This window comes from Streptomyces aurantiogriseus, assembly GCF_014649375.1.
GTDB classification, from domain to species: Bacteria; Actinomycetota; Actinomycetes; order Streptomycetales; family Streptomycetaceae; genus Streptomyces; species Streptomyces aurantiogriseus.
In genome coordinates, this window is the sequence record NZ_BMSX01000001.1 from 225,648 (window position 1) to 244,984 (window position 19,337).

The window sequence follows — 19,337 nt, forward strand, 5'->3', positions numbered from 1 at the left end:
GCGGGGGTGTTGCGGGTGTTGGATGCGGCGGTGCCGCCAGGTCATGCGGTGTTCCGCACGTGGGCCGCCACCCGGGGCCGCGGTGTCCTGCGGTGGCGGACCTGGTGGACGGTCTGGAGCAGAACGGCGAGGACGAGTGCGACCAGCGCCGCGAACCCGAGCCAGGGGAACGGCGGCAGGGTCACCTCCGTGTGCCCGAGCCGCTTGATCGTGCCCTTCCCGGAGAGGGCGGTGGGGGCCCTCACCCGCGAGTCCGTGATGCTGATCCACGCGTCCGCGTCCGCCTGGATTCCCTTGCGTTCGGCGAGAATGTCCAGGCCCTGGCCGCGTGCGTGCACGCCGGCGGCCAGGTGCATTCCCCGTCGGGCATCGCTGACGGTCAGCTTCTCCAGCCGGGCGGAGGCGCCGAGGTCGACGGCCGTGAGGGCGCCCGAGACCGACCCGCCGGTGACCACGAGGCCCTCGGACGCGGAGGCCAGGCCCTTGCGGGAGGTGCCGCTGATCCGGACGTCGGACAGGACGACGTCCGTGGTGGTGGCCGAGGCGGTGACTCCCGCCCGGCCACCGCGGACCACCACGGAGTGCAACGCGACGTCGCGGGCGCGCCCGTAGACCTCGACGCCGGTGCCGGCGCCGGTGACGGTGGTCCCGTCCACCCGGACGTCGGGACCGCCGATCGCGATGCCCCGGTCGAAGCCGCTGATCGTGCCGCCGGTGACGGTGGCACCGGCGATGTCCGCGGCGAGCGCCACCCCGGCGCCGTCCCCGCCGCCGGTGAGCCGGGCATCGCGCACGGTCACCCGTGCGCCCGGGCCGGAGACGCTGATCGCGGAGGGCGCACCGTCCACCACGGCCTGGTCGAGGGTGCAGGAGACGCAGGAGACCAGCCGGACTCCGCCGCCGGCGTCGTGGTGCGAGGCCGTTGCCGTGAGGGTCAGGCCACGCTGGGCGGTGGCCTTGATACCGGTGCCGTGGCTGTCGCTGGTGGTGATGCCGGACAGACTGCGGCGGTCGGTGCCGCCGACGGTCACACCGTTGCCGCCGCTGCCCTCGACGGTCAGCCCTCGTACGGTGGTGCCCCGGTCGCCGTCCAGCACGACGCCGTCCTGGACGGACCCCTTGACGGTGACCTTGTCGAGAGCCACCTCGGTCGATCCGGTCAGTCGCAGGCCGGTGCGGCCCCCCTGGAACGTCGAGCCGGTGGCCGAGCCGGTGGCGGTCCGGCCCCAGGTGACGCCGGACTCCCGGCTCGGGGCGCCGGCCCCCCGGCCGAAGCCGATCACTTCTGTGCCGGTGATCGTCATGCGGCCCCCCGCACCCATGGCGAGGTACGGGCGTCCGGCCATGTCCGCGGGGGCCGGGTCGGTCCCGTCTGCGGCTGCGGATGTCAAAGTGACATCGTCGATGTCGAGGTTGGCCCGGCTGCCGCTGATCCAGGTGCCGGAGGCGGCGGTCTTCCCGGCGGTCATCAGCACGGTGGGTGTGCGGCGGCCCATCTGCAGGGTGGTGCCGGGAGTGAGCAGCACGGCCGTGTTGATGCGCACGGTTCTGGACTCACCCGCCTTCACCGGTACGTAACCGACCCACTCGCGGCCGGCGTTGGCGGCCAGCCAGCTGAGCGGGAGCGGTCCGTACGGCGGGTACAGCCGTTTCACCACGGAGCCGTGACTGATCAGTGCGGCGGTGCCGGGCCTGACCACCATCAGCCGGTCCGGGCGTCCGCTGCGCTGCCAGGCGGCGACGTCCGGGTCGCCCTGGGCGGCACCGGCGGCCTGGGCGGCGGGCGCGACGGCGGCCAGCAGGGCGGCCGCGGCGAGGGCGGCGCCTGCGACGCGGGTGAGGTGCCTCATGCCGCGACCTCCGCCCCGGCGGGCTGCGCGGTCCTGACGACGACGCCGTTCTCCACCGACACCTGCCTGGTCAGCCAGCGCTGCTTGCGGATGGTGGCGAGCGCGCAGAGCTTGACGACCGCCATCATGAACGAGATCAGGACGAAGCCGGGCACCAGGAAGAACGACGAGGGCTTGCGCACCAGGTGCGGAAGGATCTTCATCGACCGGCTCACCCACCACCAGCCGGCCAGACAGGCGACGAAGAACCAGTCCTGCCGGATGATCGCCCAGGTCATGAAGAACGGCGAGAACAGCAGGGTGAAGCTGCTGACCCCCTTGTCGATCATGGTGAAGGCGAGGAAGGGGTGCCGCCAGACCCAGCGGTGCGACAGCGCCCTCAGGTCGGAGCGCCAGGTGTTGCGTGCCCAGCGCAGCCGCTGCTTGAGGAAGATCCGCAGCGTGCCGGGGAAGGTCGACCAGACGCGGGCGGAGCGCTGCATGTAGGTGAGGTGACCGCGCTCCAGGATGAGAGTGGTCAGCCGCTTGTCGTCGCCCGACATACAGGGGACGCCCCAGAACGTCTCCGCCATGAAGTCGTCGGATATCTCCAGCAGCAGCTCGCGCCGGTAGACGGCGGTGCGCCCGGACAGGCACGAGACGGCGCGGCCCATGACGGTCTGCGCGGCGTTCTCGTCGAAGTACCGGTAGTCCAGGAACATGTCGTTGACCCGCTGCAGGAAACCCTTGGGGTTGTACACGTTCTGCCGGGTCCCCACCCCGCCGATCCTGGGGTCGGCGAAGGGCTTGCACACCTCCTGGGCGACGTCGTCCGCCCAGATGGTGTCCGAGTCGACCAGCGCCACCAGGTCGGTGGAGCACGCCTCCCAACCCTTGCGCAGGGCGTCACGCTTGCCGGGCACGTCGGTGATGACGACGGTCACCGGATAGCGCGCCGCGATCTCCTGACAGGCCTTGTCGGTGACGTCGATGACCAGGACGACCTCGTCCACCTCGTTCGCCAGCCACGACTCGATCGCGTGGGCGAAGATCTCCGGGTCTTCCTGGTACACCGGCACGACGATGCCGATCGGAAGGGAGTGGTCGTTCGTCACGGACCGGTAGAGAGCCGCAGGCGCGCGCCGCACGAGCCAGCAGGTCCAGCGGACCAGCCCGAGTACGCCCAGCGGCAGGTAGACGAGGTAGTACCGGAAGTCCAGCAGGGTGGTGTCGAAGAGTCCGCTCATAGGCCTGTTCTCGTTGGGTCCACAGGTGTCTGACAGCCTCCGCTGCCGCGCCGGCCATGCGGCGCGGCAGCGGAGTGAAACGCCCGGCGGCCGGAATCGGGCCCGGGAAACCGCCCGGAGCCGGCCCGTGCAGAACCGTTCCTGCCCGGGAAACCGCCCAGAATCGGCCCGCGCAGAACCGTTCCTGCTCGTGTCGGCCGCCGGGCCTAGGCGGTCAGGGCCTCCGCCTCCATCTCGGCCACCTCGGCGAGCTTGTCGTTCACGGCGACGACCGCCTTGAGCAGCGGCATGTCGACGCCGATCGCCGCGGCGAGGCCGAGGAATCCCTGGGTGTCCTTCGGCAGGCAGACACCGCCGTACGGGGCACCGCCCCGGATGCCGTAGTGCGGGTTGTAGGAGGCCTCCGCCGAGCGGGCCACGGTCTGCGCGATCGGGTCGAGGTCCAGACCGAGGTGCTGACCCACCAGCCACATCTCGTTCCAGAAGCTGATCTTCGTGGCGTTGTAGATGTTGTGGGCGCACTTGACGAACTCCGCCTCGGCGGGGTTCGAGAAGGTGCGTGTCTCACCGCCGAAGGGTGCCAGCAACTCGGCCAGCCGCTCCCGGGTGCGGATGCTGCGCGAGGCGATGACGGTCATCCACGGGTGACGGAAGTCCTCGACCGCGGTGGCCGCACGGAGGAACTCCGGGTTGCTGGCGAGCGAGAAGCCCTCGCCGACGGTTTTGCCGGAGTGCTTCTCCAGCAGCGGCTGCACGAGACCCTCGGCCGTGCCCGGCGGGACCGTGGAGCGGACCACGACGACGTGCGTGGCCGTGGCGTCGGCCAGCGCCTCGCCCACGGAGGCGGTGCCCGCCTCGAACGCGGACAGGTCGTAGCGGTGGCCGACGTTGGGCGTGGGGAGCGTGAGGAAGATGAACGCGTCCGGCTCGGCGGCGAGGTCGAGTTCGGCACGCGCGTCCAGTCCCTGGGAGCGCAGGTGGTCCAGGCGCTGCGGCGCCACGTCGATGAAGCTCACCTGGTGTCCGGCGTTGAGAAATCCCTTGCCGGTGGCTGTTCCGACGACACCGGAACCGACGATGAAGATTCTGGCCATTTGAATCGTCTCCTGTTCGGATTCGGGTGCGGAGGGCACACCGAACACGCAAGCGGAATGCTGGAATCCGGCGACGGAGAAAGGCACATGCCAAACCGCGCGGAATACGATGGTCAGCACCGGTGGCTGCTCCTGAGCACAGCTCACCGTGGATTCACTGAAGTGTGTCCGGCATCGGCACGCCTCCCCTGTGGCGTGCGGCCGACGACGCGACAGCGTGAGAAAACGCCGTCGGCGAAAGCCCCCAAACCCCCTGTCAGTGCTGCATCAAGTGACGGCACCCCCACTTGGCGCCTGTCGCTAAAAGTCAGACAGTAGGAAGTTATACACGGGATCCACACATGGAGGGAGGTACGGCTGTTAACTACTTATGTCGGAAGAGTAAAAGTCGCCCCTTGTAAGGGTGCTCCTGGCATATACCTGAGTGTGCGGAGCGTAATTACATGGCCTTTACATTCCTACACATGAGGTTTACCTCAGGCCTCCTCACCTCTTCGCTGCAGCGCACTGTGCAGCCGCTCCCGTCCGGCCCCCGCCGCCCTCCGGCGGGGGCCTCCTGTACGGGCCTCAGGTCCTGACCGTGAAGTAGAGCCAGCCGCCCCACGTGCTCAGGTTGGTGTTGTCCTTGGTGCTGCGCTCGTACTGGGAGCGGACCCGGAACTTCTGGTTGAGCGCGTTGGTGAGGGTCAGCTGGGTCTTCGCGGTGCTGTTCGCGGCCAGGGCGTAGCAGCCCGACGTGGTCAGCGTGCGCCAGGCTCCGCTGTAGTACTGCTGGACCTGGAAGCGCTGGCACTGACCCGCCTTGTTCGGCGTCACGGTCGCGGTCACCGTCGGCTTCACCGTGCGGTGGTAGACGCGGTAGGTGATGCCGCTGTACGTGGTGCTCGTGTAGTAGCCGCCGAGGGCCGTCGCGACCTTCACATAGGCGTTGGCGACGCGGGTGGCCGTCGCCGGCGCGTAGCGGTGGTCGCCCGCGAAGGACGCCGTGAACGTCGTGTTGCGGGTCAGCTTGTACGTGGCCGTCAGGTTGCCCTTGGCGTCCACGGTCCCCGTCTTGACCAGCGCCTTCGTGCCGCCGTGGGGCGTGGCCCAGATCGAGACCGTACGGCTGTTGTACGTCGTGCCGAGGTGCGCGGTGACGGTGGCCGTCGCGCCGTACGCGTACGAGGACGCGTTGGTGGTGACGGACACGGCCGTCGCCGCGCGGGACACCTGGACGATCGCGGACGTGGTGGCCGCCCGGTGGGAGGCGTCGCCCGGGTAGCTCACCGTGTAGGTGTTGGCGCCGCCGATGGACGGCGTGTCCTTCACGGTGATCGTGCCGTCGGCGCTCACGGGCACGGTCCACTTCACCGGCGTCGTGGTGTGGGCGGCGTCCGTGCGGGAGACGGTGACCGTCTGGCCGCTGCCGTACGGGCCGTCGCCGAGCTTGCCGCCGAAGGTCAGGGCGGCCCCGCGTGTCGCGGTCGCCGGGGCGTTCAGCGTCAGGGTGGGGGCGTACGGGGAGACCACGAAGCTCATGCCGGCGGACGTCGGCTGGTGGGTGGCGTCACCCGCGTACGACAGGATGTAGGTGAACTGTCCGGCGCTGCCCGGGGCGTCGGTGACGGTGAACCCGGTGGTGGCCGGGTCGACCGGGACGGACGGGAGCTGCACCGTCTCCTGGGTGGCGTCGTTCCTCCTGGCCACCTCGACCGTGGTGCCCTGGGGGAGGCTGCCGAAGCCCAGCTGGGTGAAGAGCGCGCCGGTGAAGACGACCGAGCCGGGGCTCGCCGAGCTGATGTCCGGGCCCGTGAGGGTGGTCGGCAGCTTCGCCACGTACACCGTCAGCGAGGCCGTCGCGGCCCGGTGCGTCGCGTCACCGGCGTACGCCACCTGGTAGGTGTACGTGCCCTCGTCCTGCCGGGTGTCGCTGATCGCGAACGTCCCGTCCTTGCCGACCGTGGTGTCGGGCAGGGCCGTGCCGTCGCGGGTGACCTGGAGCGGTGCGCCGGCCGGCAGGAAGCCGCGGGTGCTCAGCGAGCCGGTGATCGTGTACTGCTCGGTGGGGACCGCGTACTTCGGGTGTTCCAGGGAGAGCTGGGTGTCGGTCAGCTTGGGGGCGTCGAGCACGTTGAGGGTGTAGGCGCCCGAGGAGTCCCGTGTGACGGCGTAGAGCGTCGTGCCGTCGGCTCCCCACTCCAGGCCGTCGGGGGCCACGGTGGTGCCGGACGGGAAGGTGACCCGGTTCTCGGCGAGGGTGTCCGAGCCGGCGTAGAGGTGGACGCCGGAGGTGCCGGCGACGGCGATCGTGCCGTCGGTGTCGGCCGCGACCGAGTTCGGGGCGGAGTTCGCGCCACCGGTGAAGTACACGGCGGGGTCGGCGGCGGCGAGGTCCGAGCTGCGGTACGCCTTCAGGGCGGGCTGCTGCGGGGCGGCGAGCAGCACCTTCGTGCCGTCGCCGGTGACGTCGAGTCCGGTCGCCGTGCCGCCGTGGACGAGGGTGTCGGCCTTGACCGACGGGGTGCCGGAGGAGACGTCGAAGGTGGCCACGTGGCTGAGGTTCTGCTGCGGCTCCTCGGCCGCGAGCACGCCGCCGCCCGTGGTGAGCAGCGGGGCGACCGACCAGTGCGACATGGCGGGCTGGGGGGTGGCCTGCGGAGCGGGGGCGGACGGGTCGACCGATCCGATGGCGCCCTTTCCGTCGGCCGTGTATCCGTACCAGACGCGGCCGCCCGCCACGGCGACGGAGACCGGGGCGCTGCCGGTCCCGGTGGACCAGCGGCCGGTCTCGGTGAGCGTCGCCGTGTCGATGGCGGCGATCGCGTCGCCGTCCGCCAGAGCCGCGTACAGCGTGCCGCCGTCGGGGGACAGCGCCAGTCCGGTGGCGCCCTGCTCGTCCGCGAGGGTGGCGACGGGCGCGCCGGACAGGTCGGTCACGACGATGCCGGTCGAGCCGGCGCCCTGGCTGAGGAAGACGTGCCGGTGAGCGGTGTCGACCAGCATGTCCGCGTAGCCGGACAGCGGCAGCGCCGCGGTGCTGTCGGCGACGGCGGCCGAGCCGGTGAGGCCGACGGTGGCGGTGGTCAGCCCGGCGACGACCGAGAGGGCCGCGGCGAGCGAGACCTGCTTGAGGCGCATGGAGCTCCTGTGAAAAAAATGAAACGAGCAGGCCGGACAATAACTCCTGGCGGTGACAGGCCGCCTCGCGGGCCCCTCTCACGCTCCCTTGCACCCTCCGCGTCCCGTCGCTCCCTGGGTCTGTGCACGCGGGAGGGCACTCTTCGATCGAACCTGCCCGCGGCGGCGTCCTTGCTCCTGGGTCAGGCGGAGCCGCGCCCGGCGGTGCGGAGGCCGGCCCGGCTGCGTCCCGTCGCCGTGCCGGAGACGGTGAGGACGGAGAGGAGGACGAGGGCGGTGGCCGGGGCGAGCACGGTCCAGGGGGCGAGCTCCGCGTAGGGCTGGTTCTCCGAGAGCAGGCGTCCCCACTCCGGGGTGGGCGGCTGTTCCCCCAGGCCGAGGAAGCCGAGGGAGGCCAGGACGAGGACCGTGGTGGGCAGCCGGAGCAGGGCATTGCGCACCAGCGGGGGCAGGACCGCGGGCAGCAGGTGACGGCGCAGCAGATAGGAGGGGCCGGCGCCGAAGGAGATCGAGGCGAGCAGGTGGCCGCTGGCCCGTTCCTGTTCGAGCAGGGCGGCGGTCTGTGCGGCGTAGGGGGTCCAGGCCACCAGGCACACCGCGCAGGCGGCGCCCCAGACCGACGGGCCGGTCACCGCGGTCGTGAGCAGTCCGGCGAGGACCGCCGGCAGGGTCGACACCACTTCGGTCAGGCCCGCGCCCACCTGTGTCGCCGTGCCGATCAGAAGTCCGAGAAGGGCACTGGCCACGGTCACCGCGAGGGCCACACCGGCCGTGCGCAAGGCCCCGTGGCCCAGCCGGGCCAGCAGGTCGCGGCCGAGTGAGTCGGTGCCCAGCGGGTGCGCGAAGGACGGGGGGAGCAGTCGGGCCGTCGTGTCCACGTGCAGGGGGTCGCGCAGGAGGCCGGCCACGACCAGGGTGAGCAGGGCGAGAGCGCAGAAGCCGATGACCCAGGGCAGTGAACGGGGCCGCGGCAGGGCGGGCAGGTGCAGGGTGGGCAGGGCGCCGTCCCGCAGGGCAGGGCCGAGCAGAGCGCGGCGCACTGCCTGGATCAGCGCGCCGGCACAGACGCCGAGCAGGACCAGGGCCAGCGTCGCGGTCTGCAGCGGCGGCAGATCCTGGGCGATGGCGGACTCCAGCGCGAGACGGCCGAGGCCCGGGATGTTGAAGATCTTCTCCACCGCGACCGCGCCGCCGACCAGGGCGACGACGGTCGGCAGAAGCTGCGGGAGCACCCCGGACAGTGCGCGGCGCAGTGCGGTGCGCGCGATACGGCCGTTCGTGAGGCCGTAGGCGCGCCAGGTCCGTGCCCAGGGCTCGTGAAAGGCGGCGGGCAGGGACTGGTCGAGCAGTCCGCCGATCACCGCCCCGGAGGGCACGCCGAGGGCGAGCGCGGGCAGCACCATCGACTGCGGCCCCGCCCAGCCCTGGGAGGGGAACCAGCCCAGCCACACCCCGCACACGGTCGCGAGCAGTGAGGCGAGCAGGAACTTGGGCAGCGCGGCGAGGACCGCCGCCCCGGTGCCCGCTCGCGCCTGACGCAGCCGCCGCCGGGAGCCCAGGTGGAGGGTGCGGGCGCAGACCAGCGCGGCGACCGCGACGGTGACCACCAGCGCGCCGAGCATCAGGGTGAGGGACACCGCGAAGGCGGTCGTCACCTGGGGCAGGACCGGTTCGCCCGACACCCAGGAGGTGCCGGCGTCCCCGTGCGCCAGTCCGTCCAGCCACCGTACGAGATGGGCGAACGGCCCCTCGTCCAGGCCCAGTTGTTCCCGTACGGCGGCCAGCTGTGCCGGGGTCGGGTCCTGTTCGGCGGAGCGGGCGCGCAGGACGGTCAGCGCGGGGTCGGTGCCGGACAGCCAGGGCAGGAAGGCGACGGCCGTCAGCAGCGCGGCCCCGGCGACGACGCGGCCGGCCCCCGCGCGCCACCGGGTCGGCAGGCCATGGGCGCCGGCCGACGGCGTGATGCTCATCGGGCTACTTCAGGCGGGTGTCGACGTCGACCAGGGAGCGCTCGCGGGGGTCGAGAAGGACGCCCTCGACGTCGTCGGAAATGCCCTGCACGACCTTCTCGTGGACGAGCGGGACGACGGCGTCGGTGCGCAGGATCTCCGCCTCGGCCCGCATGATCTTCTGCTGCCGCGCGGCCGTGTCGCCTTCCTCGGCGGCGGACTTGATGGCCTGGTCGACCTTGCTGTCCTTCAGGCCGGCGATGTTGTAGACGCCGTCGCCGGTGTAGTCGCTGGCGAGGTACGCGACCGCGTCACCGGTGTCGAGGAGCGTGACCCGGGAGAAGACGAGCGCGTCGTACTTGCCCGCGAGGAGGTCGGCCTCCATCTGCGTGTACTCGCGTACGTCCTGCTTCACCGTGAACCCGGCCCTCTCCAGCTGCTGCTGCAGGACGGTCGCGGCCTCGGGGAGTTCGGCGCGGTTGGTGTAGGTGGCCAGGCGCAGGGTCTTGCCCTTCGTCTCCGCCTTCACCTGTGCTGCGGTCGCGGCCGTCGCCCGGCCGGTCACCTCGACGCGCCGGTCGGCGGCCCAGGAGACGGCCGGCCCGAACAGGCCCTGCGCGGGGTCGGCGTAGCCGCCGAAGACCGAGTCCACGAGGACGTCGCCGTCCACGGCCTCGCGGGCGGCCGACCGCAGCGTGGCGTCGGCGAAGAGACCGCTCGCGGTGTTGAGGATCAGGCTGTCGGTGCGCACGGAGGGCACCTCGTGGCGGGTGTTCTCGTCGAGGAGCTTCGCCTGGGCGGTGGGGATCCACTCGGCGATGTCGACGTCGCCGCTGCGCAGGGCGCCCGCGCGGGCGGTGCCGTCGGCTATCCAGCTGACGTCGATGCCGGACGCCTTGGCCTTGCCGCCCCAGTAGCCGTCGAAGCGGTTGAGCGTGGCCTTGGTCTTCCCGGTGAGCTTGGTGATCTCGAAGGGGCCGGTGCCGGTGCCGACGGGACTGACGGTGCCGTCCTCGGCGTACGCCTTCGAGGAGAGGATGCCGAGGGCGGGGCTGGCGAGCCGCAGCGGGAGAACCGGGTCCGCGGCCTTGGTGGTGATCGTGACGGTGTCGGCGTCGTCGGCCTTGGCGGTCAGCGTCACGTCACTGAGGACGCGGGGCCTGGTCTCGGCCTTGGCGGCGTGGTCGAGGGCATTGACGACCGAGTCGGCCGTGACCTCGGTGCCGTCCTGGAACGTGGCCTTGCGCAGCTCGAAGACCCAGGTCGTGGCGTTCTTCTGGGTCCAGGACCTCGCCAGGGCGGGTGCGGCGGCGCCGTCCTTGTCCAGCGCGGTGAGGCCCTCGGCCACGGAGAGCTTGCTGAGCACGGTGGCGTCGTTGCTGTACGGCGACAGAGCCTGCACCGGCGGCACGGCGAGGGCGACCCTCAGACGACCGGCCGATCCCGCCTCGCCACCTGTACCCGAGCCGTCCTCGCCCGGTGCGAAACAGCCGGCCAGCAACGGGCTGAGAGCGAGTGCCGCGACGATGCCGCGGGAGGTGGTGCGCATGGTGAGTCCTGTCGTGCGGGGGCAGATCACGCCCCCGGCACGCGGGATGCGACGACCGGGGACACGATTGGCAGCATATAAGGCAAGCCTTACCAAATTTGATACCTAGGTAGATGAAATCTCAACCGATGAGATGCCTCACCCTCCGGGACGGCCCGGAGGACTGCCGAGGGGACAGTCACGACGAGGGGTCGTAGTACCTGAGAATCCCTGTAGCACCTGAGAATCCCTGGCACAGTAAGAACATTTCGCGCGTATCGGGCATACGATGACAAGTGGGTCAGTGCACTCTCACGTGCCACGGCCCGGAAGGGCGGCCCCGGTGTGCATACGCCGGGGCCGTTGCACCACCGGCTCCGAAGGAGGTGTTCGGGTGATGGTGCTCCTCCTCCTGCTCATCCTCGTGGCCGTCATCCTGGGAATCATCGGCGCGACAGCGGAGGGCCTGGGCTATCTGCTGGCCATCGGCATCATCCTCTTCGTGGCCACTGTGGCCTTCGCCGTAGTGCGAGGGTCAGGGCGCGGGTCCCGGCGCACCAAGCGGCGCCCCCTCCGCTGACGACTGCTGCGGGACCCACGGACGAGACACAGCGCACCCGACTGCCGTGCGAGAGGCGTGTTCTCCCTACCCTGTGGCGGCTCCCGGCTACGTACCCTGTGGCGGCTTCCGGCGGGGCGGGCCGTCACCGCGTACCGACCGAGGCGGCGGGAACCCGATGTGACGGTGGTCGGGCGGCGTGGGGCTCGTGGAGCAGGAAGCCCGAGCCGGTGATCTCGATGATGCGGGCCAGGGTCGGCGGCGGATAGTGCAGTCGCAGAGTCACTCCGGCATCGGTGGCGAGCCGGGCTGCCGTGAGGAAAGCGTTGAGTCCGCTGACGTCGCAGAAGGTGACCGCGGTCAGATCGACGTCGGCGGTGCGGATGCCGTCGCGCAGACATGCGGCCAGTGCGTCACGCACGAGCGGGGTGGTGGCCAGGTCGATCTCTCCTGCGAAGGTGATCAGAGCGCGGCTGGTGTGGTCGTGCCGGTAGACGCTCAGCTGGGGAAGGGGCATGGCTCCTCGGTTCGGACGCCCCATCGGAGAGTGCCGCGCGGCAGGGCCGGGTCCGGCCCCTGGCGTACCGCCGATACGGGGGGTGGTGACGGGGTGAACAGCCGGTCCGACCGACAGCCCGAGACGGCGAGCCCGGCGGCGGATCGGCTGCCCATGGAGGCGACAAGGGATCGGGGTGGAAGGTCCACGCCCGGCGGGCATCGGTGCCCTCCTCGGGCTGTGGATGTGCCGTCAGGTCGGTGACAGGCCAGGAACACCCGGTCGAGCGGTCAGCGCGGTGAGCAGGCCGGGCAGTTGGCTCTCCAGGTCGCGTGACCGCGGCCACCACGCGCCGTCGAAGCACCCGTGCGCCTCGATGTCGTCTCCATCCGCAGCACCGCGGTGCCTGGGATCACCGGCCTGCTGCTGGTGTCGGCCGGAAGCCTGCCGGGGAGCACGGGCTCACCCCGCTCCCCTACGGGTGCGGCGCCGGGGGCGGAGCCGTCCGCGGCCGCCGTCGCGATGGTCGCGACGGCCACCCGTGACGCTCGCCGCCGCCCGGCCACGCGTCCTGCGTGGATGCGACGGGGCCGGTCCCGGGACCGGCGTCCCGGAGCGGCCGTAGTGGAAGGCGGCGATGCGGTCCCTGTGCTGCGAGTTGAGCAGGTGGATGAGGAGCACCCCCAAGGCGATCATCGCCAGGACCACGATCACGGTCACGAACGTCTCCACGGTCCTCACCTCCCCATCGGCTGATACGTCAGCACGCCGGTGACGGCCGGAATCCGTGGACGTGCGGCCGGATCGGGGGTTTCATGTCCCCCTTCGGAGTCCCAGACCGCCTCCACGGCCCGGTCGGTCTCGGACACCGTCCGCAGGCGCGCCGCCTCCTCCATCAACCGGCTCGCGGTCGATGTGCCCAGGGGGTCGCTCGCGGCGGCCATCAGCCAGGCGGCCGAGACGGGGGCCGTCTGCGGCGGGACCACCAGGAGGTTCCAGCGGCCCATGTGGTACGAGAGCAGCATCAGTTCGTGCGGGTCCTGCTCGTCCAGGAACCAGCCCACGTTCACCACGTGCCCGGCGACGGGCACCTTGCGCGGAACGACCGGCCAGTGGGTGGGATTCACCGTGACCCGGGTGATCCGCCCCCACAGCGGATCCAGTACGGCGGTCAGGGAGGGGAGTTCCGCCCCGAGATCGCGGGAGCGGGGCCACCAGGCACCGTCCAGCAGAGCCGGCGCGGGACCGGCGGGAGCGAGCGACAGACGCAGAGAGGACGAGGAGAACCGGTCTTCGACTTCGAGTGTCGGCGAGGGGGAAATGGTCGCAGTCATGACGCGAACCCTGCCCCGGGCCGGCCGCAACCGGCCCGGCATATTCAATCGCCGAAAACGACACGAGCATGGATGCCGGTGCGCGAAATGTCCTCGGTAACTGCAGCCTACTCCTCGGACAAGCCGAACGGACCGTACGACCGACCGACCCTTCGCCGGCCTGTGCGGGACCGACTCTCCGGCACGGACGACGCGGGCCGGCGATGGGGAACCGCTCCGTTCGATCATGCCGATCCCGTTCGCGACTCGGGACGGGCGGGTACCCGGAGTCCGCACATCACATCGGACACGGGCCGAGGCGATACCCATGACGGACAACACCACCAACATCGGCTCCGCAGACCGGCCCGACGCGGGCGTGAGCACGCTGAAGGGCCGTACCGGGGCCGGGGCTCCCGCGGAGACCCGGGGGAAGACCTCCATCGCGGACGGCGTGGTGGCCAAGATCGCGGGCATGGCCGCCCGTGAGGTACCGGGCATCCACAACCTCGGCGGTGGCATGGCACGCGCCTTCGGCGCCATGCGGGAACGGGTCCCCGGCTCAGGCGGCGTCACCCGAGGCGTGAAGGTCGAGGTCGGCGAGCGTCAGACCGCCATCGACCTGAACGTCGTCGTCGAGTACGGGGTCTCCATCGTCGACGTGACCGGTGACGTGCGTTCCAACGTCGTCGGCGCCGTGGAGCGGATGACGGGCCTGGAGGTCGTCGAGGTGAACATCGCCGTCGACGACGTCCACCTTCCCGACGAGGAGGAGTCCGAACCGGAGGAGGGCCGCGTGAGGTGAACCGCCGGTCCCTCAGATCACGCGGAAGAGGTCGGCGGCGGCGTGGACGTCGGTGAGGTCCTCGATGGAGCGGAGGTTGTCGCACAGGGCCTCCAGGACCGAGCCGGTTTCGGGGGCGCGCGGGGCGCCGACGGCCACGCCGAAGACGCGGAAACCCAGCAGGTGCTTGGCGTCGTTCCAGCCGCGCATCCATTCCTCGGTGACGCCGCATTCCTCGTCGGTGATCATCACGATGTCGCCGCGCGTGCGGGCGGCGTCGTCGAACTCCTCCTCCAGCAGTTCCCTGGCCGCTGTCAGCGGTGTCTGGAAGCTGGTGCCGCCGCCGAGGAAGGTCTCCGCGAAGTCGAGCACCCGGTCGATGCCGGCGGGCTCGCCGGCCGGGAAGCGGAAGACCTGGATCTTGTCGGCGGCGGAGAACAGGATGCCGACGAAGTCACGCCCCGCGTGGCGAGCCTGATCCAGCAGCGCCAGGGCGCACGCCTTGGCCCACGCCTCCCGGGTGACCCCGCCGGGCCCTGCCTCGTACATGGAGTGCGAGGTGTCGACGCACGCGATGACGGCGCCCTGGCCGGTGGTCTGCTCCCCCTGGCTGTCGTAGAGCATCAGCTCCCCGGCGGCGTAGCGCGCGGCGAACACCGCGCGCAGCTCAGGCAGGCCGAGGTGGGCCAGCTCGGAGGGGATCACGCGGGAGAGATCGTTGCCGAGTGTGACGCCGACCAGCTCCCCGGCGGCGTTCTCCACCTTGCGGGCGCGCTCACCGCCGGCCATCTGCCGGAAGCGACCGATCAGCTCGGCCCACTCTGCGAGACGGCCGGTGCGCAGCCGCTCGGCGAGCCGGGCGCGCTCGTCGTACGGCGTCCGCTCCAGCTCGCCGGGGCCGACGCCCCACGCCCGCATCAGCGCGGCCTCCTCCCGCACGGTCTCGGCGGCCTTCGCCACCGCGTTCCGAGCGGTGGCACGGGTACCGGGGACGGCCGCCGCGAGGACCTGCGCGGCGTCCTGGGCGGCCTGTCGCGCGGCGGCCTCGGCGGCCCCGGCGGCCTCGATCGCCTGTTGTACGGCGTCGGCGGCCGGGGCCGGCACGGTGCCGGCCCCGTCGGTCCGGTCCGCCTCGTCGGCGGCCTGCTGGAGCGCCTCGCCCACGGCGGTCGCCGCGCCGTCGGCGTCCTGCTGGGCCTTCTTCGCCTGCTCGGCCTGTTCCTGGGCATCCCGGGAGCGCTCCAGCATCCGGCGCAGCGCGGCGGCCTGGGCGAGCACGGCCATGGCGGCGGCGTAGGGGTCGCCGGCCGTCTCCCGGCGCAGTTCGGCGAACTCCGGTGACTCCACCAGTGAGGTGATGATCTGGTGGTTGACCAGCCGGGAGGGCGTCATCTCCGCGCGCTCGCGCAACCGCGGGGCGGCCGTGTAGGCGGCCAGGAACGCGTCGGTCAGGAGGTCGGTGGCGTGGTCGTGGCGCTCGTTCAGCTCCTCGGCCAGCTCGCGCAGTCCGGCCGACTGCTCGTAGGTGTCGCGCCATGCGATCCGGTCGAAGGGGTCCGCGACCACGGCCGTGGTGTGCCGCTCGGGAGCGGCGGTGGACAGGCCCAGCCACTTCCCGGCCCGGCTCGCCAGCTCGTCGAGCTTGCTCGGTGTCTCGCCCATGGTCCTGATCCCTGGTCCTGATCCCTCGGTCCTGGTCCCTCGGTCCTGATCCCCTGTGTTGTCCCCTGTGTTCAGAACTGGGCGTTCAGAACTGGGCCTGCACCATGCTCGCGTCCACGCCGAGTGCCTCGGTGAGAACGCGGGCGCGGACGGCACGCTGGCGGCCGGCGACTCGGTCGATGGCGGCGGTGGAGCGGCCCGCGACCGCCGCCTCCTCGCGCAGCTTCTCCAGCCGCTTCCCCGCCGTGGCGAGCTTGTTGTGGGCCTTCTTGATGACCCACTCGCTCAGCGCCTCGCGGGACTGTCCGGCCATGGCGTCGAGTTGGGCCTCCAGCTCGTCGATGGTGTCGGCCAGGTCGAGCGCCTCCCTGGCGTCGGGGTTGACCAGGTGCAGCACCTCGCGCTCGACGGTGGGGCGTTCGGCGGGAGAGTCCCACAGCACATGAGTCAGCACCGACAGGTCGGTCTCGGCGACCGCCGGGCGGCCGTCGAGGTACGCCGACGCCTGGAGCAGGCCCACCGCCTGCCGCCAGCGGCGGTCGGAGGCGACGAGTTCCTTGCGGCGCAGGGCGGCCCGCAGCGTGCACACCGCGTCCACGATCACGTCGGGCACGTCGACGGCCGGGACGGCTTCGGTCACGGCGTGCTGCAGGGCGGCCAGCTCGATGGTGGTCCGTGTCGCTGCCACCGGGCGGCTGACGGCGGAGCGGACCAGTGCGGCGAAGTTCGACGGGTCTGCCAGGTACCCGACCTCGATCCGCACCAGCAGCCGGTCGTAGATCGCGGCGGAATCCTCCCCGCCGGGCAGTTCGTTGCTCGCCGTGATGGCTCCGATCAGGGGGCAGCGGATCGGCTCGCCGCCGTTCTCGGGGTGGTAGATCCGCTCGTTGAGGTAGCCCAATGTCTCGTTCAGCGCCGCGGTGGAGCACTTGAAGATCTCGTCGATGAACGCGACATGCGCGGTCGTGGCGCGGCCTTCGTAGACCTGGCGGTACTCACCCCGGGCCAGCGCGGCGACGTCGATGGGACCGAACATCCTCGTCGGCGCGGTGAACTTCGACAGCAGGATCTCCCAGTAGGACGCCCCGTCGATCCTGCCGGTGAGTTCCCGGGCCATCTCGGACTTCGCCGTTCCGGGCGGGCCGAGCACCAACGAGTGCTGTCCGGCCAGCAGCGTCACCACCAGTGTCCGCACCACGTCGTCCCGCTCGTAGAAACGGTCCGACAGCTCGTCGCTGATCGCCCGGAGTCGCTTGGCCGTGTCCTGCGCGTCCTGTGCGCCCATCCTCAACTCCTTGCCCGTGACGCCCTGTTGGGCTGCCGAGACGGCCCTTCCCCCCTGACGCTACGACGAAGTGACAAGCAGCCGAGGGTGAGAGCGGTTGAGCGTTCGGCCCGTCGGGGCTACAGGTAGTCCTCCAGGCGGGCAACCGTGAAGCCCTGTTCCTGGATGTGACGCAGCAGGTTCGCCGTCATCTCGGTCATCGTCGTGCCCTTGAGCTCGGACGGTCCGCGGAAGTGGGCCAGCACGATGTCACCCGGGTGGAGCTTCTTGTCGGCGCGCTGGTACTGCATGTTCGTTATCTGCATGGACTCGCGCCAGAGGACGATTGCCTCTATACCGCAGGACGCCGCGGCGGCCCGGGTGTCCTCGTTCCAGTTGCCGTAGGGCGGACGGAACAGCCGCGGCATGGTGCCGTATCGATCCTTCAGCTTCTTCTGCTGGCCGCAGATCTCCTGCTTCTGAGCGGCCGCGCCCAGGGTGCGGAGGTTCGGATGAGTCAGCGTGTGGTTCTGGACGCCGTCGCTGAACTGCTGGAGCTGCTTGAAGTAGTCGTAGTCGGCACGGATGGCGGAGTCCGTCAGGAACATCGTGAAGGGGATCTTCAGCTCCCGCATCATGGTCACGAACTCCGGGTCCTTCTCGGCGCCGTCGTCGAACGTGAGGAAGACGATCTTCTCCTTGGTGGGTATCTCGCTGATCACCGGCACCCCGCCTCCGGCAGCCGCCCGCCCCGCCGGCTTGGTCGCGGGCGGGGCGGGCGGTGCGGCCAGCGGCTTGATGCCCCACCTGCGGTAGGCGGCCTCGGTGCCCACCTGCGCCCCCGCGTCGCCGCGGGGAGGCTGTGTGGACGGTACGGCGGGGCGCGGGGTGGCGCGGGACTCCGCAGGGGGTTCGGCCGCGCAGCCCGTCGCAAAGCCCGTCGCGAGAAGGAGACACGCCAGCGCCGCCCTCCTGATCCGCCTGTTCACCGCGCGCTACCCCCATGCCATCCGTACGCCTCAGCCTGTTCGCCTTGCTTGATGGCGAACGGATGTCCGAGGTTCCGCTCCGGACGCGACGGAGGGCGAAGGCGTGGAGGACGGACTCGACCGGGTCCGGAACACTGTCCGGGGGAACAACACCGTGGCCGCACGCAGGAGAACGACCTGTCAAAGGGGGGCGCGATGCCGGAGATCGAGCTGTCGTCCGGACCGATCGACTATCAGGACACCGGCGGTGCAGGGCCGGTGCTGGTGTTCGGTCATGGGCTGCCGATGAACGAGACGCAGTGGCGCAAGGTGGTGCCCTTGCTGGACGGGTATCGCTGCGTCCTGCCCACACTGCCCCTCGGCGGTCATCGCCGGCCGATGAACCCGGACGCCGACCTGTCCCACCGTGGTGTCGCGCGACTGCTGGGTGAGTTCATCGAACGGCTGGGCCTGGACGAGGTGACCCTCGTCCTCAATGACTGGGGCGGTGGCCAGTTCCTGGTGTCGGAGGAGCAGGGCCGGAGGGTCGCGCGGCTGGTGCTGGTGGCCTGCGAGGCGTTCGACAACTTTCCCCCGGGACCGGCCAAGGCGCTGGCCCACGTGTGCCGGGTCCCCGGCGGCGTCTGGCTTCTGACGCGGCTGATGCGCGTCCCTGCGTTCCGGAACAACCGCAACGGATACGGAGGGATGAGCCTGCGCGGGATTCCGGACGAGATCCTGGACGACTGGTTCGCTCCCGCGACCCGGAGCAGGGCCATTCGCAGGGACTTCGCCAAGTTCGCCACCTCGGCGCCCGACCGCGCGACCCTGCTGGCCTGGAGCGAACGACTGCGCGACTTCGACCGCCCCGTACTCGTCGTCTGGGCGGCCGAAGACCGCCTGATGCCGCGCGAGCACGGCCCCCGACTGGCGGAGCTGTATCCGAAAGGCCGGCTGGTCGAGATCGCCGACTCGTCCACCCTCGTCCCCGAGGACCAGCCCGAACGACTCGCCGAAGTGCTCACCGACTTCCTGATCCGGACCGGGGCGGAGCCGTTCCGGCAGACCGGCTGAGCGCAAGGGCGATGGGCGGCCGCCGTGCCCATGGGTGATCAAGTGGCTCACCGAGGTGCTCGACCGCGTGGCGGGCAAGTGGAGCATCGGGATCCCTCGGATCTGGTGCTGCTGCACATGGCCAACGCAGGCGTCGTCAACGCCACCGGCGACGCCGCCCCCGACGCCTGGCGACGCGTCGTCGCCCTGATGATCCAGTCCCGCGAGGCCCCGGCCCGCGGTCCCCTGCCCGCCTCGCCCGAGCACGACGCCCTCTACAAGGCCATGCTCCGCACCGGCCCGGCGGGCATCGGCGCACATGAGCCGGAAAAGAGCGGCTGAGCCGCCTTCCTCGCCCACCGCCTCTCCAGCGGCTGACGAGCCGTCGGCTCACGCCCGCCCCTCCTGCCAACCGCGTTGCCACAGAAGCACTTGGCCACCGCTGTCGCCGCGCACCGGTGAAAGCGGACA

The 19,337-nt window shown here is 71.1% G+C and carries 17 protein-coding genes; 4 read left to right on the top strand and 13 right to left on the bottom strand.

Annotation, left to right across the window (positions count from 1 at the left end; genetic code table 11):
* Positions 1–41: 41 nt before the first annotated feature.
* The 6 genes from IE263_RS01070 to IE263_RS01095 form a co-directional block, all read right to left on the bottom strand.
* Positions 42–1,850 (bottom strand): right-handed parallel beta-helix repeat-containing protein, encoded by a 1,809-nt coding sequence (locus IE263_RS01070; RefSeq protein WP_189931195.1) that lies wholly within the window; start codon positions 1,848–1,850, stop codon positions 42–44.
* Entirely contained in the window at positions 1,847–3,076 is a 1,230-nt protein-coding gene (locus tag IE263_RS01075) for a glycosyltransferase (RefSeq protein ID WP_189931196.1), read from the bottom strand. The genes IE263_RS01070 and IE263_RS01075 overlap by 4 nt, the downstream gene beginning before the upstream one ends.
* 206 nt (positions 3,077–3,282) lie before the next feature.
* Positions 3,283–4,170: an NAD(P)-binding domain-containing protein gene (locus tag IE263_RS01080; RefSeq protein WP_189931197.1), complete on the bottom strand. Its 888-nt coding sequence runs from the start codon at positions 4,168–4,170 to the stop codon at positions 3,283–3,285.
* A 567-nt stretch (positions 4,171–4,737) separates the two neighbouring features.
* A complete protein-coding gene (locus IE263_RS01085) occupies positions 4,738–7,290 on the bottom strand; it encodes a hypothetical protein (RefSeq protein ID WP_189931198.1) in 2,553 nt (850 codons plus the stop codon).
* Between the two features lie 182 nt (positions 7,291–7,472).
* Positions 7,473–9,260 (bottom strand): ABC transporter permease subunit, encoded by a 1,788-nt coding sequence (locus IE263_RS01090; protein WP_189931199.1) that lies wholly within the window; start codon positions 9,258–9,260, stop codon positions 7,473–7,475.
* A gap of 4 nt (positions 9,261–9,264) precedes the next feature.
* Positions 9,265–10,788 (bottom strand): ABC transporter substrate-binding protein, encoded by a 1,524-nt coding sequence (locus tag IE263_RS01095; RefSeq protein ID WP_189931200.1) that lies wholly within the window; start codon positions 10,786–10,788, stop codon positions 9,265–9,267.
* A 376-nt stretch (positions 10,789–11,164) separates the two neighbouring features.
* Here IE263_RS01095 and IE263_RS01100 point away from each other — a divergent pair, with 376 nt between their 5' ends.
* Positions 11,165–11,347 carry a hypothetical protein gene (locus IE263_RS01100; protein ID WP_189931202.1) on the top strand — a complete coding sequence of 61 codons (183 nt, stop codon included), beginning with the start codon at positions 11,165–11,167 and terminating at the stop codon, positions 11,345–11,347.
* Positions 11,348–11,471: 124 nt separating this feature from the next.
* Here the strand turns inward: IE263_RS01100 and IE263_RS01105 are convergent, their stop codons facing one another.
* From IE263_RS01105 to IE263_RS01115, 4 genes are all read right to left on the bottom strand, one after another.
* Positions 11,472–11,843 (bottom strand): STAS domain-containing protein, encoded by a 372-nt coding sequence (locus IE263_RS01105; protein ID WP_189931203.1) that lies wholly within the window; start codon positions 11,841–11,843, stop codon positions 11,472–11,474.
* A 231-nt stretch (positions 11,844–12,074) separates the two neighbouring features.
* Complete coding sequence (locus tag IE263_RS49885) at positions 12,075–12,200, bottom strand: DUF5994 family protein (RefSeq protein ID WP_373311846.1); 126 nt, start codon at positions 12,198–12,200, stop codon at positions 12,075–12,077.
* 84 nt (positions 12,201–12,284) lie between these two features.
* A complete protein-coding gene (locus IE263_RS01110) occupies positions 12,285–12,554 on the bottom strand; it encodes a hypothetical protein (RefSeq protein ID WP_189931205.1) in 270 nt (89 codons plus the stop codon).
* A gap of 5 nt (positions 12,555–12,559) precedes the next feature.
* Positions 12,560–13,156 (bottom strand): DUF5994 family protein, encoded by a 597-nt coding sequence (locus tag IE263_RS01115; RefSeq protein ID WP_189931207.1) that lies wholly within the window; start codon positions 13,154–13,156, stop codon positions 12,560–12,562.
* 307 nt (positions 13,157–13,463) lie between these two features.
* Between IE263_RS01115 and IE263_RS01120 the strand changes: the two genes are divergently transcribed.
* Positions 13,464–13,940 carry an Asp23/Gls24 family envelope stress response protein gene (locus IE263_RS01120; RefSeq protein WP_189931209.1) on the top strand — a complete coding sequence of 159 codons (477 nt, stop codon included), beginning with the start codon at positions 13,464–13,466 and terminating at the stop codon, positions 13,938–13,940.
* A 12-nt stretch (positions 13,941–13,952) separates the two neighbouring features.
* Here the strand turns inward: IE263_RS01120 and IE263_RS01125 are convergent, their stop codons facing one another.
* The 3 genes from IE263_RS01125 to IE263_RS01135 all read right to left on the bottom strand — a co-directional run bounded on the left by IE263_RS01125 (position 13,953) and on the right by IE263_RS01135 (position 17,678).
* Entirely contained in the window at positions 13,953–15,581 is a 1,629-nt protein-coding gene (locus tag IE263_RS01125; RefSeq protein ID WP_189931211.1) for a VWA domain-containing protein, read from the bottom strand.
* A gap of 85 nt (positions 15,582–15,666) precedes the next feature.
* Positions 15,667–16,866: an AAA family ATPase gene (locus tag IE263_RS01130; RefSeq protein ID WP_189931213.1), complete on the bottom strand. Its 1,200-nt coding sequence runs from the start codon at positions 16,864–16,866 to the stop codon at positions 15,667–15,669.
* Positions 16,867–16,985: 119 nt separating this feature from the next.
* Positions 16,986–17,678: a polysaccharide deacetylase family protein gene (locus IE263_RS01135; protein ID WP_308430569.1), complete on the bottom strand. Its 693-nt coding sequence runs from the start codon at positions 17,676–17,678 to the stop codon at positions 16,986–16,988.
* A gap of 351 nt (positions 17,679–18,029) precedes the next feature.
* Here IE263_RS01135 and IE263_RS01140 point away from each other — a divergent pair, with 351 nt between their 5' ends.
* Both IE263_RS01140 and IE263_RS01145 read left to right on the top strand, forming a co-directional pair.
* Complete coding sequence (locus tag IE263_RS01140) at positions 18,030–18,887, top strand: alpha/beta fold hydrolase (protein WP_189931217.1); 858 nt, start codon at positions 18,030–18,032, stop codon at positions 18,885–18,887.
* A gap of 78 nt (positions 18,888–18,965) precedes the next feature.
* Positions 18,966–19,208 carry a hypothetical protein gene (locus IE263_RS01145; protein ID WP_229910737.1) on the top strand — a complete coding sequence of 81 codons (243 nt, stop codon included), beginning with the start codon at positions 18,966–18,968 and terminating at the stop codon, positions 19,206–19,208.
* Positions 19,209–19,337: the final 129 nt, after the last annotated feature.

Coding starts and splice junctions, on each gene's coding strand:
- IE263_RS01070 (WP_189931195.1), bottom strand. CDS start 1,850: ATGAGGCACCTCACCCGCGTCGCAGGCGCCGCCCTCGCCGCGGCCGCC.
- IE263_RS01075 (WP_189931196.1), bottom strand. CDS start 3,076: ATGAGCGGACTCTTCGACACCACCCTGCTGGACTTCCGGTACTACCTC.
- IE263_RS01080 (WP_189931197.1), bottom strand. CDS start 4,170: ATGGCCAGAATCTTCATCGTCGGTTCCGGTGTCGTCGGAACAGCCACC.
- IE263_RS01085 (WP_189931198.1), bottom strand. CDS start 7,290: ATGCGCCTCAAGCAGGTCTCGCTCGCCGCGGCCCTCTCGGTCGTCGCC.
- IE263_RS01090 (WP_189931199.1), bottom strand. CDS start 9,260: ATGAGCATCACGCCGTCGGCCGGCGCCCATGGCCTGCCGACCCGGTGG.
- IE263_RS01095 (WP_189931200.1), bottom strand. CDS start 10,788: ATGCGCACCACCTCCCGCGGCATCGTCGCGGCACTCGCTCTCAGCCCG.
- IE263_RS01100 (WP_189931202.1), top strand. CDS start 11,165: ATGGTGCTCCTCCTCCTGCTCATCCTCGTGGCCGTCATCCTGGGAATC.
- IE263_RS01105 (WP_189931203.1), bottom strand. CDS start 11,843: ATGCCCCTTCCCCAGCTGAGCGTCTACCGGCACGACCACACCAGCCGC.
- IE263_RS01115 (WP_189931207.1), bottom strand. CDS start 13,156: ATGACTGCGACCATTTCCCCCTCGCCGACACTCGAAGTCGAAGACCGG.
- IE263_RS01120 (WP_189931209.1), top strand. CDS start 13,464: ATGACGGACAACACCACCAACATCGGCTCCGCAGACCGGCCCGACGCG.
- IE263_RS01125 (WP_189931211.1), bottom strand. CDS start 15,581: ATGGGCGAGACACCGAGCAAGCTCGACGAGCTGGCGAGCCGGGCCGGG.
- IE263_RS01130 (WP_189931213.1), bottom strand. CDS start 16,866: ATGGGCGCACAGGACGCGCAGGACACGGCCAAGCGACTCCGGGCGATC.
- IE263_RS01140 (WP_189931217.1), top strand. CDS start 18,030: ATGCCGGAGATCGAGCTGTCGTCCGGACCGATCGACTATCAGGACACC.